The sequence below is a fragment of the Parvibaculum sp. genome, assembly GCF_030694575.1.
GTDB lineage: Bacteria > Pseudomonadota > Alphaproteobacteria > Parvibaculales > Parvibaculaceae > Parvibaculum.
In genome coordinates this window covers 55375-68585 of sequence record NZ_JAUYUS010000009.1, presented here as the reverse complement: position 1 = coordinate 68585, position 13211 = coordinate 55375, and the positions used below count along the sequence as shown (strand labels likewise).

12 protein-coding genes are annotated in these 13211 nt (G+C 65.2%); 8 read left to right on the top strand and 4 right to left on the bottom strand.

The window, feature by feature from the left end; translation table 11 throughout:
• The 3 genes from Q8S60_RS01745 to Q8S60_RS01735 all read left to right on the top strand — a co-directional run.
• Positions 1 to 1264 (top strand): MFS transporter (locus Q8S60_RS01745; protein WP_305668277.1); only part of this gene is annotated, 1264 nt, incomplete at its 5' end.
• An 11-nt stretch (positions 1265 to 1275) separates the two neighbouring features.
• Positions 1276 to 1824, top strand: a complete 549-nt coding sequence (locus tag Q8S60_RS01740; protein WP_305278386.1) for a pyridoxamine 5'-phosphate oxidase family protein — start codon at positions 1276 to 1278, stop codon at positions 1822 to 1824.
• A gap of 2 nt (positions 1825 to 1826) precedes the next feature.
• Positions 1827 to 2519: a DUF4336 domain-containing protein gene (locus tag Q8S60_RS01735; RefSeq protein WP_305278385.1), complete on the top strand. Its 693-nt coding sequence runs from the start codon at positions 1827 to 1829 to the stop codon at positions 2517 to 2519.
• 185 nt (positions 2520 to 2704) lie between these two features.
• Here the strand turns inward: Q8S60_RS01735 and Q8S60_RS01730 are convergent, their stop codons facing one another.
• The gene (locus tag Q8S60_RS01730) at positions 2705 to 3883 is read right to left on the bottom strand and encodes a glycosyltransferase family 1 protein (protein WP_305278384.1); all 1179 of its coding nucleotides are present in this window, start codon (positions 3881 to 3883) and stop codon (positions 2705 to 2707) included.
• A gap of 19 nt (positions 3884 to 3902) precedes the next feature.
• The gene (locus Q8S60_RS01725; protein ID WP_305278383.1) at positions 3903 to 4868 is read right to left on the bottom strand and encodes a UDP-2,3-diacylglucosamine diphosphatase; all 966 of its coding nucleotides are present in this window, start codon (positions 4866 to 4868) and stop codon (positions 3903 to 3905) included.
• Between the two features lie 274 nt (positions 4869 to 5142).
• Here Q8S60_RS01725 and Q8S60_RS01720 point away from each other — a divergent pair, with 274 nt between their 5' ends.
• From Q8S60_RS01720 to Q8S60_RS01700, 5 genes are all read left to right on the top strand, one after another.
• A complete protein-coding gene (locus Q8S60_RS01720; protein ID WP_305278382.1) occupies positions 5143 to 5814 on the top strand; it encodes a response regulator transcription factor in 672 nt (223 codons plus the stop codon).
• Positions 5811 to 7202: an ATP-binding protein gene (locus Q8S60_RS01715; protein ID WP_305278381.1), complete on the top strand. Its 1392-nt coding sequence runs from the start codon at positions 5811 to 5813 to the stop codon at positions 7200 to 7202. The genes Q8S60_RS01720 and Q8S60_RS01715 overlap by 4 nt, the downstream gene beginning before the upstream one ends.
• A gap of 109 nt (positions 7203 to 7311) precedes the next feature.
• On the top strand, positions 7312 to 8949 hold the full coding sequence (locus tag Q8S60_RS01710) for a phosphoethanolamine transferase (RefSeq protein ID WP_305278380.1): 1638 nt from the start codon (positions 7312 to 7314) through the stop codon (positions 8947 to 8949).
• 59 nt (positions 8950 to 9008) lie between these two features.
• Entirely contained in the window at positions 9009 to 9671 is a 663-nt protein-coding gene (locus Q8S60_RS01705; protein ID WP_305278379.1) for a phosphatase PAP2 family protein, read from the top strand.
• 111 nt (positions 9672 to 9782) lie between these two features.
• Positions 9783 to 10685, top strand: a complete 903-nt coding sequence (locus Q8S60_RS01700) for a diacylglycerol kinase family protein (RefSeq protein ID WP_305278378.1) — start codon at positions 9783 to 9785, stop codon at positions 10683 to 10685.
• Here Q8S60_RS01700 and Q8S60_RS01695 read toward each other — a convergent pair.
• Both Q8S60_RS01695 and Q8S60_RS01690 read right to left on the bottom strand, forming a co-directional pair.
• Positions 10682 to 12274 (bottom strand): FMN-binding glutamate synthase family protein, encoded by a 1593-nt coding sequence (locus Q8S60_RS01695; protein ID WP_305278377.1) that lies wholly within the window; start codon positions 12272 to 12274, stop codon positions 10682 to 10684. The genes Q8S60_RS01700 and Q8S60_RS01695 overlap by 4 nt on opposite strands.
• A 25-nt stretch (positions 12275 to 12299) precedes the next feature.
• On the bottom strand, positions 12300 to 13145 hold the full coding sequence (locus Q8S60_RS01690) for a transglycosylase SLT domain-containing protein (protein WP_305278376.1): 846 nt from the start codon (positions 13143 to 13145) through the stop codon (positions 12300 to 12302).
• Between the last annotated feature and the right edge of the window lie 66 nt (positions 13146 to 13211).

Below are 13211 nucleotides of genomic sequence, written 5' to 3'. Positions count from 1 at the left end.
CCGCATCATGCCGCCCCGATCCGCGTCGCGGTTCTACATCGTCGCGCTCGTCGCCATTCTCTGCATCGTCTACACGGTGAGCCAGTTCCTGCGCTCGTCCACGGGCGTCATCGCGCCCAATCTCGCGGCGGATCTCGGCCTCCACCCGGAAGAGCTCGGCATCCTGTCCGGCGCCTTCTTCCTCTCCTTCGCCGTCATGCAGGTGCCGGTCGGCATCTTCCTCGACCGCTACGGCGCGCGCCTCACCATGATCGGCTCGGTCGGCATCGCCGTGCTCGGCTGCTTCGCCTTCGCGCTCGCGGAGGGCCGCACGGGGCTCACCCTTGCGCGTATCCTCATGGGCATCGGCTGCTCGGTCATGCTGATGGGTCCGCTCATGATCTATCGCCGCTGGTTCCCGGCGGAGCGCTTCGCCTCGCTGTCCGGCCTGCAGATCGCCATCGGCACGATCGGCGCCATCGCGGCCACCGCGCCGCTCGCCTATGCGACGGAGACCATCGGCTGGCGGACAAGCTTCGTCGCGGTCGGCGTCTTCACCGCCGTCCTCGCGATCGTCATGGGCGTCATCGTCCGCGACGCGCCCGCCGGCCATGCCTCGTTGCAGCGTTCGCCGGAGACGTTCTGGCAAAGCCTCAAGGGGCTCGGCGAGGTCGTCCGCCATCCCGCCGTGCCGCCGCTCTTCGTGATGATCTCGACCGGCTATGCGAGCTTCGCCACGGTGCAGACGCTCTGGGCCTCGCCCTATCTCGCCGATGTGCACGGGCTCGATCTTTCCGGGCGGGGCACCGTCCTGCTCGGCATCACGGGCGGCCAGGTGGTCGGGCTTCTCCTCTGGGGCTATGGCGAACGGCTTTTCGGCAGCATCAAGAAGCCCATTCTCGCGGGCGCCTTCCTCTCCGCCTCGATCCTTGGCCTCCTCGCTCTCCTCGACGCGCCGCCGCTCTGGCTGGTCACGCTGCTCTTCGTGATCTTCGGCCTCAACGCCGGCTACACGCCGCTGCTGCTCGCGCATGGCCGGTTGCTCTTCCCGGACAGGCTCGCCGGGCGCGGCATCACCGTGCTCAATTTCGGCAACATGGCGGGCGTCTTCGTGCTGCAGGGATTGACCGGCGCGCTGATCGGCCAGCTCCTGCGCTCCGGCTTCGGCTTCGAACTCACCTATCGCTGGACCTTCGCCAGCCTCGCCCTCGTCCTCGTCGCCGCGCTCGCCTATTATGCGACGATACCCGACACGAATTCCCGCGCCGTCATGGACGGCGATTGAGAGGAGGACAAATGGCCAAGCAGTTTCCGAGCCTCACGCCCGAACTCAAGGATTTCATCGGGCGCCAGCACATCTTCTTCACGGCCTCGGCCACGGCGGACAGCCGCATCAACCTCTCGCCCAAGGGTCTCGACGCACTGCGCGTGACGGGCGACAACGAGGTCGTCTATCTCGACCACACCGGCAGCGGCAACGAGGCGGCGGCGCATCTGAGGGCCGATGGCCGCCTCACCATCATGCTCTGCGCCTTTGCGGGCCCGCCGATGATCCTGCGCCTCTATGGCCGCGGCCGCATCGCCCGCAAGGGCACGGATGAATACCGGCGCCATCTCGCTTCCGCCTTCGCCGGCAACGAGCCGACCGGCGCGCGCCAGATCGTCATCCTCGACATCGACCTCGTGCAGACTTCCTGCGGCTACGGCGTTCCCCTCCACGACTACAAGGCCGAACGCCCCTCGCTCACCAACTGGGCGGATGCTCAAGGCGAGCAGGGCATCGCGGATTACTGGCAGAAGAAGAACCGCGTCAGCATCGACGGATTGCCGACGGGGGTGGAGTGACCATGCTGAAGCCCTTCGGCGACGACATCTGGATTGCGGATAGTGCGGACACCGTCGAGGTGTTCGGCTTCCGCTATCCGACCCGCATGGCGATCGTGAAGCTCGCCGATGGTGGCCTCTTCATCTGGTCACCGATCGCGCTCGCCGGCGGCCTGCGCGCGGAAGTGGAGGCGCTCGGTCCGGTCCGCCACATCGTCGCGCCGAATTCGCTGCATCACCTGTCGCTTGCCGAGTGGCAACAGGCCTGGCCTGGCGCGAAGCTCCACGCGCCGCCGGGCCTGCGCGACAAACGCAAGGACATCGCCTTCGATGCCGATCTCGGCGACAAGCCCGATGCGGATTGGGCGGGCGAGATCGATCAGGTTGCCATGCCGGGAAATGCGATCACCACCGAGATTGTGTTCTTCCATGCGAAGAGCGGCACCGTCCTCTTCACCGATCTCATCCAGCACTTTCCGGCCGGCTGGTTCTCCGGCTGGCGCGCCATCGTGGCGAAGCTCGACCTCATGACCGCGCCGGAGCCCTCCGTGCCACGCAAATTCCGCCTCGCCTTCACAGGCCGCCGCGCCGCCCGCGACGCAATCACGCGCATCCTCGCCTGGCCCGCCGATAAACTGCTGATGGCGCATGGCGCGCCCGTCACCGAAAACGGCAAAGCCGTCATCGCCCGCGCGTTCGGCTGGCTAAAGAAGTAGGCGTCAAATCGGTTGCCTCCTCCACCCTCCCCCCAAGGGGAGGGTGGCAGGAGAGGTGCATTCCCTCACCCCGTCATTGCGAGCGAAGCGAAGCAATCCAGGGGCCGCAAGCACTGCGCCTGCCGCCCCTGGATTGCTTCGTCGCTCCGCTCCTCGCAATGACGCGGAGGGGATGAACTAAAAAACTACCCCACCACTTCCAGCGCCGCCCGCTCTTCCACCGTTTCCTCCACCGGCATCTCCTCCAGCGCGAGGTTGACGATGAACTGCTTGGCGCAGGCTTCCCAGGCGAAGGTCATCGCATAGGCCCGCGCGTCGTCGCGGTTCAGGCGCAGCGCATTCATGCAGGCGGTCTTCAGGTCTTCGTCCAGCGCGCCGGCCTTCATGCCGTCCGGCGTGAAGGCGAGCACGTCGCCCGGCCCCTGCACGGGGTAGCCCGCCACCGGCGTTCCCGTCGCCATCGCTTCGATCAGCACGAGGCCGAATGTGTCGGTCCGGCTCGGAAACACGAAGACATCCGCCGCCGCATAGGCTTCCGCCAGTTCCTCTCCGAAGAGGGGGCCCGTGAAATGCGCCTGCGGGTAGCGCTTCTTCAGGTATTCGAGTCTCGGCCCCTCGCCGACGACCATCTTGGTGCCGGGCAGGTCGAGGTCGAGAAAGGCCTCGATGTTCTTTTCCACCGCGATGCGCCCGACATTGAGCCAGACGGGCCGCGCGAGCCCCATGGGATGCGCGTCGGCGAATTCGGGGCGGGGCCTGTAGAGAGCGGTGTCGACGCCGCGCGACCAGATCACCGGCTCGCCGAAGCCGCGCTCCCTGAGTTCCGCCTGCAATGAAGGCGTCGCCACCATCAAGGCCGTCGCCTTTGCATGGAAGCGGCGCAGGAACGCATAGCCCCATGAAAGCGGAATGCCGGTGCGCGCGTTCAGATATTCGGCGAAGCGCGTGTGGAACGAGGTCGAGAAGGGAATGTTCTTGCGGATGCAGAAGGCCCGTGCCGCGAGCCCCAGCGGGCCTTCCGTCGCAATGTGGATTGCGTTCGGGTTCGCCTCGCGGATCATCCGCGCGATCTTGCGGCCCGGGAAAAGCGCGAGGCGGATTTCCTTGTAGGTCGGCAGCGGCACGGTCGTGAACATGTCGGGCGTGATGAAGGTCACCTCGTGCCCCATCGCGGTCAGGTTCTGCGTCAGCTGCTGCAGCGTCCGCACCACGCCGTTCACCTGCGGCGGCGCGGCGTCGGAGACGATCACGATACGGAGCTTCTCGCTGAAGCGGCCGACATCGCGGGGCAGGGGCTTTCCGCGCAGCCGGCCGAGAAGCCGTGCGACGCGGCGCCGCCTGCCGGGGGCAGGGGAGAGAGGCATTACATTTGTGTCATGCATGTCAGGCAGCCGTCGGTACGAGTGTGGCTTCGTCTTCGTCGGCCGTTTCCGTCTCGCCGCCGGCGAGATGCGTGTCCCAGGAAAAGGCCTGCCAGACGATCAGCGAGAGGGCACCGGTTTCGTCTTCCGACAGCGCGGTGCAGCTTTCCACCCAGTCGCCGTCGTTGCAGTAGAGCACGCCGTCGAAGTCGCGGATTTCCGCGTGGTGGATGTGGCCGCAGATGACGCCGTCGACGCCGCGTTCGCGGGCCGAGCGGGCGACCGCGTGTTCGTAGCTCGAAATATATTCGACCGCGTTCTTCACCCGGTTTTTCAGGTAGGCCGAGAGCGACCAGTAGGAGAGGCCGAAGAAGCGGCGCACTTCGTGCAGCCAGTTGTTCAGCGTCAGCGCGATGCCATAGGCGCGGTCGCCGAGATGGGCGAGCCATTTCGCGTATTTCACGACGCTGTCGAACTGGTCGCCATGGATGACGAGGAAGCGGCGGCCGTCCGCCGTTTCGTGGATCGCTTCGCCCACCACGTCGACGCCGCCGAAGTTGAGGCCGGTGTAGTCGCGCAGCGCCTCGTCGTGGTTGCCGGGCACATAGATGATGCTCGAGCCCTTGCGCGACTTGCGCAGCAGTTCCTGCACCACGGCATTGTGCGCCGCGTTCCAGTACCAGGACCGCTTGATGCGCCAGCCGTCGATGATGTCGCCGACCAGGTAGAAAGTCTCGGCGTCGTTGTGGCGGAGGAAGTCGAGCAGCAGTTCGGCCTTGCAGCCGGGCGTGCCCAGATGGATGTCGGAAAGGAAGAGCGTTCGGTGCTGTTTGCGGTGCCTGGGGCGGGGCCCCAGCAATCTTTCGTCGAGCCCGCCGCGCCGCGCCTTGGCGCGGGCCGCTTCCTTGCGGGCTTTCTTCGCGGATTTGGCGGGCGCCTCGCCCGTCTCCCGCGGTCTGTCGAACACAGTCGTATCGAACAGGGTCATATCCTCGTCGATCTCTTTGCGCCTCGTGCGCCGGTCAATTCATCCGTCTCGGGTCATCCGTATCGGGACCGCCTTCGGCATCGAATCATCCGGTTCCGATGAGGCGAATATGGAGTCCGAAGGCCAAGGTCTTGTGACGGTTCAATGACGTTTATGTGACAGCGAGGTCGGCCCCTGCGGCACTTCGTCAGTTAACCCGTTGGAATGACGCTCACTTTCCGTGTGCTAGGATGCTTGCCGCCGCAGCATGTGCGGCGCCGCCCAGGGAGGGCCCATGCGGCTGCTCGTCATAGAGGATAACCGCCGGCTCGCCACGCTGGTGGCGAAGGGATGCCGGCAGGAGGGCTTCGCGGTGGATATCTGCCACGATCTCGACAGTGCCCGCGCCGCGCTGGAGGCCGTCCGCTACGATGCGTGCATCCTCGATCTTTCCCTGCCGGATGGCGACGGGCTGGAACTGCTTGCCTCGCTCCGCCGTCAGGGCAGCGAGCTTCCCGTTCTCGTGCTGACCGCCCGCGACAGTCTGGAAGACCGTGTCGCCGGGCTCAATACGGGTGCGGACGACTACCTTCTCAAACCCTTCGCCATGGAAGAGCTGGTCGCGCGGATCAGGGCGCTGCTGCGGCGTCCGGGCAAGGCGCTCGGACGGCAACTCACGGCCGGCAATGTCGAACTCGATACCGTGGCGCGCGAGGTTTCCATCGGCGGCGCCCCGGTTGTCTGCCCGAAGCGCGAACTCGACCTCCTTGAAATTCTGCTGCGACGTCAGGGCCGCGTCGTGCCCAAGCGGGCGATCGAGGAAAATCTCTACGCATTCGGCGAGGAAGTGTCGTCGAATTCCATCGAGGTCGCCGTCCACCGCCTGCGCAAGCGTCTGGCCGATGCGCATGCCGATGTCGAGGTCCACACATTGCGCGGCATCGGCTACCTGTTGAGCGCCGCATGAAACGCCTGTTCAGCGTCTTCACTTCCTCTTCCCTCACGGCGCAGCTCACGCGGCGGATGCTCGTCATCGCTGCCGCGAGCTTCGTGCTGCTGCTCGTCATCCTGCAAATCCAGTATGTGACGGAGCGGGACTCGCTTCGCGACCGTTCGCTTCTCGCGCAGGCGGGCGACCTCGCCGCCTATGTTTCGGTCGCGGCGGACGGCTCGGCCGGGATAAGGCTCCCCGAGACGCTCGACGAGGCCTATGAACGTCCCGACCGGCAATATGTATTCGTGCTGATGGACGGCGAAGGCCGCGTCGTCGCTGCCTCGCATGACCTCTCGGCGCCGCTCGCGCCTCTTCCCGCCTCGGGCGGCGATCCCTATTTCAGCCGCGCGAATTATGCCGACCGGGGGACCTATTACGGCGTCACCGTTCGCCTCGCGAATATCGAGCCGCCGCTCTACCTGCAGGTCGCGCAGGGTTCCGTCCATCCCGACGTGCTGGCGGATTCGCTCGTTGCGGAATTCCTGGAACAATCCTGGGTTTTCCTTCTCGCTCTCGCGCTGGCGATGGCGGTGGTGATCGTCTGGACGGTCCGCCAGTCGCTGGCGCCGCTTACGCGCCTTTCCGTCATGGCGCGTGGCATCGGCCCCTCTTCCCTCGACAGGCGGCTGCCGGAGGAAAACCTGCCGGGCGAAGTCCGGCCACTCGTTCGCGCGGTCAATACCGCCCTTCAAAGCATCGAGGCCGGCTACCGGCGCGAGCGCGAATTCACCGCCAATGCCGCGCATGAATTGCGCACCCCGCTCGCGGTGCTGAAAGCCAACATCGAAACGCTTTCCAGCATCGACGAAGTGCCGGATCTCGTTGCGGAGCTGGACGACATCGAGCGGCTCGTCACGCAGCTCCTGCGTCTTGCGCAGGCCGACAGTCTGTCCTTGCGGCCGGACGAAACGGCGGACCTTCGCGCGGTCGCGCTCGGTGTCGCGGAGCAGCTTGCGCCGCGCGCCGTCGCCGAAGGAAAATCGATCGAACTCACGGGGTCCGGCCGCCCGCTGCCGGTGCGCGGCAATGGCGACTTTCTCGCCCTCGCGCTTCGCAACCTGGTGGAGAATGCGCTTACGCACACGCCGCCCGGCGGTACGGTCGAGGTCAGGCCGGGGGACGATGGGAGCGTCGCCGTCATCGATGACGGCGCCGGCGTGCCGGCGGGCGAGGCTGAACGCATTTTCCAGCGGTTCGTTCGTCTGAAGCCGGAAAATGGCCGCGGTGCGGGGCTCGGGCTTTCCATTGCGCGGCGAATCGCCGTCGTTCATGGCGGCACCATCGAGGTGGGCCGGGAGCCGGGCCGGGGCGCCATCTTCACGTTGCGCCTGCCCAAATTGACGCAGCCAAAGCCCCTGTAAGGTTGGTGTAAGCCGCCTCCACTCCTATGCGTGGATGCAGTTTTCCCGCCCGATACATGTATTTCGGCGTCTTTGTGCGTCGTTCCGCTTTCCGGCGCAGCATCCGGTCGTGCTGGCGCTCGCCGTCTCCGCGGCGCTCGTCCTCTTCTACAATGGCCAGCTCTGGGCCGCCGTTCTGGCGGCGGCGCCCGGCCGCTCCTTCCACGACCTGGCGTTCCTCGCTTCCGTCGGGCTCTTTCTCGTCATCGCCTTCAATCTCATCCTCCAGCCTTTCGCGCTGCCCCGCATATTGAAGCCCGTTCTGATCCTCCTCGTCCTGATCGCCGCGTCGGTCTCCTATTTTGCGTCGAGCTATGGCGCGGTGATGGACAAGACGATGATCGCGAACGTGATCGAGACGGACACCCGCGAGGTCGGCGACCTTCTGAGTATCAGGCTCTTTTCGGACATCGCTCTCTTTGGCGTTCTGCCAGCCATCGTCATCTGGCGTGTGCCGCTCGTCCTCCCGTCGTGGCGGAAGGAAGCGGCAATCCGTGCCGGGATCGTCGTCGGCAGCTTCGTTCTCGTCGGCCTCACGGCGGCCACCTTCTATCAGGACTACGCAATGCTTCTGCGCAATCACCGCGAAGTGCGCCTGATGGTCAACCCTTCCGCCGCAATCTATGCCTCCATGCGTTATGCGACGGAGGTGCCCGGATCCATGACGTCGCGTTTCGAGCGGGTGGCGGCCAATGTGACGCGGGCCCCCGCGCATGGGGACGGAAAGAAGACGGTGATGGTTTTCGTCGTCGGTGAAACGGCGCGGGCCGACCATTTCTCCCTTAACGGCTACGAGAGAGAGACCAATCCCGAGTTGTCGAAACTCGGCGTCGTGAGCTTCGGCGAGGTTCGCTCCTGCGGCACGTCGACGGCCGAGTCGGTGCCGTGCATGTTTTCAGATCTCGCACGCGCCGATTATTCCGCCGCAGCGGCGGGATCGCGCGAGAACATGCTGGATATTCTGGCGCGCGCGGGTGTCGATGTTCTCTGGCTCGAGAACAATTCAAGCTGCAAGGGCGTATGCGCGCGTGTGCCGAGCGAAACCATGTGGGAACCTGGCGACACGGAGTTCTGCAATGGCGGGGAGTGCCGGGACGACATTCTCCTGCAGCGGCTGAGGGAAGCGCTCGCCAAAGCCGATAACGACACGATTGTGGTGTTGCACCAGATCGGCAGTCACGGGCCCTCCTATTACAAGCGCTTCACCGAGCCTTACCGGGTCTTCGCGCCTACCTGCGATACGAACGAGCTCCAGTCCTGCACGCCGTCCGAGATCGTCAACAGCTACGACGACAGCATTCTCTACACCGATCGCATCCTCGCTCGGACCGTCGGAATTCTCGATGGTGTGTCGGACAGGTTCGACACAGCCATGATCTATGCATCCGATCATGGCGAGTCGCTCGGCGAAAACGGCATCTATCTCCACGGCATGCCCTACATGTTCGCGCCGGACGCGCAGAAGCATGTGCCCATGCTGGTCTGGACGTCGGAAGGCTACCGGGAAAAGATTTCGCTCGATACGGCCTGCCTCGCGGCGGAAAGCGGCAATGCGTTCAGCCACGACAATCTCTTCCACTCGGTGCTCGGCGGCTTCGATGTCCGCACCGACGTCTACAAACCGGAGCTGGATTTCCTCGCGCCCTGCCGTTCCGGCGTGGCGGTCGCGCATGCGACGGAGCCTGTCATCGATATAGGTCGTCCGTGAGCGATATATCCTCCAGCACGCTCCGGAAGCCCTCCTCTCCCCGGTCCCCGGAGGTTGTGTTGTCGCTGGCGGCGATTGCGTTCGTCATGCTCTGGCCGCCGGCCCAGGTTTTCGATTTCCAGGTGCAGATACACTTCTTCGATGCGGCGTCGGCCCGATGGATTTTTCCGCCGGAAAGCCACGACGCCGTATACTGGCTTCTCTATCGTCTCCCGAAGATTCTGCTCTCGGTTGCCGCCGGCGCAATTTGTCTCCTGCTTCTCTGGGATGCAGTTCGTGGACGCTGGAGCGCGCGTGACACACGCCTTCTTCTCGCCGTCTGCGTCCTCGGCCTGACGGCGCTTATCGTCGGTATGCTGAAGAATGTTACCGGCGTCTCCTGTCCGGCGCAGGAGATACCGTTCGCCGGTCCCTATCCGCATATCGGGATAACGGACCGTCTTTTCGGTCTCGTCCCGTTCGAGGACCATCTCCAATGCTGGCCCGCGGGCCACGCTTCGGCGGGTTTCGGTCTTATCGGCTATCGTTTGCTGGCGCCTGCGGAGTTATCCCCGCCATTCCGGTACTGGTGGCCGGGTCTCGTTGCGGGGTGGGGGCTGGGGATATTTCAGATGGCGCGGGGTCAGCACTACCTGTCCCACACGGTCGTCACCATGGCCCTCGCGATTCTTCTCTCGAGTCTCGCGCTGGCGATTCGCGATCGTCTCGAGCAGCGCGGTTGACCGGGGACAAGTTTTTCTGGCTAATCCTTCCGACCGGATTTCCGGGTCGTCCGATCGACAGATGCGACGCGATTTCGGACGTCATGACAGATTTGTGACAGTCGCGTGACAATGAGCCCCGAAAGGCCCGTTTTGGCGCTGCGCCGCTTCATCCATATCATCCTCAATCCGACCGCCGGCGCGCGACGGAGACACCTGCTCGATGCTGTCGTGGGACGCCTGCGCGCGGCCGGCGCGGACGTCACCGTCGAGCTGACGACAGCGCCCGGCCACGCGACGGAACTGGCGCGTGCGGCCGCGCGCTCTGGCAAGGCCGATGTCATTGTCGCGGCGGGCGGCGACGGCACGATCAACGAAGTCGCGCGCGGTCTTCTCGGTCAGGGCGTACCGCTCGGCATCGTTCCGCTCGGCACCGCCAATGTGCTTGCCATCGAGATCGGCCTCCGTCCGCATGCGGAGGAAGTCGCATCCATGCTGCTCGGCGGCCCCGCAGAACTCATCGGCACGGGCGTGATACAGGGCCAGATATTTCTGATGATGGTCGGCATCGGCTTCGACGGCGAGATCGTTCATTCGATCGATCCGCGCCTCAAACGCCTGTGGGGCAAGGGTGCCTTCATCTGGGCGGGCCTGAAGACATGGGCGCGCGGTCCCGGCCGCGACATCCGCCTCGTCGTGGACGGCCGTGAGAAGCGCGCCGCATGGGCCGTCGTCACCAATGGCCGCAACTATGCGGGCCCGTTCATTCTCGCGCCCGATGCGAACATTGCGCAGCCAGGGCTCACGCTCTTCCTTTTCAAGGGCAAATCCCGTTTTGCCTTCGCGCTCTATCTCGTCGCTCTTGGTCTCGGCCTCGTGCCGCGTCTCCGCAATGTCGAAGTGCTGCCCGCGCGTTACATCGACGTGACGGGGCCGGAGGGACTGGCGGTGGAAGTCGACGGCGACGAGCGTGGTTTCCTGCCGCAGCGGATCGAGCAGGGCACGCAGTTTCTGCGCCTCGTCATTCCCGGCTAGGCGGCGTCGGCACCGAATTGCGGGCGGCCGAGCCCGCTCAGTGAAGGCCGGCGTTCGGGGTGGACCCAGCGCCGATAGTAATCCTTCAGCGACACGGACACGCCGTCCGGTCCCATGATGCGCGCATGTTCGCGGTCGAGCTTGCGCGGTTCGTTGACGCCGCAGGAATGTGCGATCACGCAGACTTCATGCGTCACGCGTTCGGCATAGCGGCGCACGCGCTCCGCCTTGTCGGTCACGTCGAGGCCGCGCTGCAGGTTCTTGTTATGCGTGGTGATGCCGGTCGGGCAGGTATTCTTGTTGCACTGAAGCGCCTGGATGCAGCCGAGTGAAAACATGTAGCCGCGCGCGGAGCTGACGAAGTCCGCGCCGACGCAAAGTGCCCATGCGACTTCGGCGGGCGTGATGAGCTTGCCGCTCGCGTTGACGCGGATGCGCGTCTTCAGCTTGTGGCGCTCCAGCGCATCGCAGAGCATCGGCAGGCTTTCCCAGATCGGCAGGCCGACATAATCGATCAGCGCCATCGGCGCCGCGCCCGTGCCGCCATCGGCGCTGTCGAGCGTGATGAAGTCCGGCGCGTTCTCGATGCCCCGGCTGTTGATCTCCTCGCAAAGATCGTCGAGCCATTCATAGGCGCCGAGCACGAGTTTGAAACCTGTCGGCTTTCCCGTCACGTCGCGCACATGGGAGACGAAGTCGAGCAGCTCCGAGATGCTGTTCACTTCGGGGTGACGGTTCGGGCTGATCGAGTCGTGACCGACGGGGATGCCGCGAATTGACGCGATTTCCGGCGTGACTTTCGCGCCGGGCAGAATGCCGCCCTTGCCGGGCTTGGCGCCCTGGCTGAGTTTGATTTCGAACATGCGGATTTGCTCGTGCGCGGCAAGTGCCGCAAGCTTCTCGTCCGACAGCAATCCCTCGTCGTCGCGGCAGCCATATTTTGCCGTGCCGATCTGGAAGACGATGTCGGCACCGCCTTCGAGATGAAACGGCGACAGTCCGCCTTCGCCGGTGTTCATCCAGACGCCCGCCATGCGCGCGCCGTTGGAAAGCGCAAGCACCGCCGGCTTGGAAATGGCGCCGTAGCTCATGCCCGAAATGTTGTAGACGGAGGCGGTACGGTAAGGCATGCGCGCGTAGGGCCCGATTTCGACGATGGCGGTGTCGGCCGCGTTCTGGTCGAGCGTCGGGAACGGGCAGTTCGCGAAAGTCACCGTGCCGGCCGGCCTGAGGTCGCGCGTGGAGCCGAAGGCGACCGTCGTGTCGACGCCTTTTGCCGCGCGATAGACCCATGCGCGTTGCGCGCGGTTGAAGGGAAGCTCTTCGCGGTCCATCGCGAAGAAGTACTGACGGAAATATTCGCCCAGCGTTTCGAACAGATAGCGGAAGCGGCCGATGACCGGATAGTTGCGGCGCACCGCGTGCTGTGTCTGCGTGCGGTCGATGATGAAGATGACGGCGACGGCGAGGATCAGGCAGCCGATGCTCATGATGAAGAGCGCCGACAGGATGTCGACAACCTGCCAGATGGCGGAGCGGTTGAGGGCGTCGGCGAGATTGCTTATTGCCGTACCGAAGCTGTCGATCATGCGCGCGCCCCCGCTTTTCCGTTATTTAAGCCCCGGGCAGTGACGCTTCCGCGACACGCGTCGGTCCGGCTGCCGCCGGCAACGGATCGAGCACACGCGGCTCGTGTCTTGCCATGGCGGTTGCCGTGGCCGTCGCTTCCGCAACGTCCTCGTCCGCGATCGAGAGGCGCAGGCCGACGGCGGCGCTCGCCGTCTCGCGCACGTTCTGTCCGGGTATCGGGTCGAGAACCTTCGGTGCCGGGCGATAGGCGACGACGGTTTCGGTCGCGGGCTCCCGCAGAATATTCACGCTGTGTCCGATGGCGGGCTTCAACAGGCCCGACACGTCGATCTTCGCGGTCAGGGCGGCGTAGCTGCGCTTCGCGACATGCTCGCGCTCGTTCTCCCAGATGCGGATGACGCGTGCGAAATAGCGGCCGCCGCGCGCGGCGGTCTGTGAATGATAGCCGGCGACGGCGCTCGGCCATGAGCCCGTCTGGTCGCGCAGGCGCATCAGGAAGTTCGCGCCATAGGCGACGTTCGCCATCGGGTCGAACGCTTCCTCCAGGCTGAGAAATGCTTCGGGGTGGTAGCGCAGGTTGACCTGCATGCAGCCGACGTCGATGGAGCGCATGCCGCTGTCGAGCAGCCGCTGCGTCGTCGCGATCGCTTCCTGCTTGGTCTTGAAGTAGTAGGGGCGGCCTTCGGCGTTGATGGTCCAGGGCCAGGCGCGCGCCTTCCGCGTCTTCGGGCTGTAGCGGCCCGACTCGGCCAGCGCCACCGCCGCCAGCAAGGCGCGGGGCAGGCCGTTCGCCTGTTCGTGATGGATTGCGGCATCCTCGCAGGCAATGGATGGGTCGTTCAACGCCATGCCGTCGCTCTCGCGGCTCATGGCATCTCGCGGGGTTGCCGCTGCCGCGATCAGCAAAGCCAACGACCCGCAGAATGCGGCGCGCAG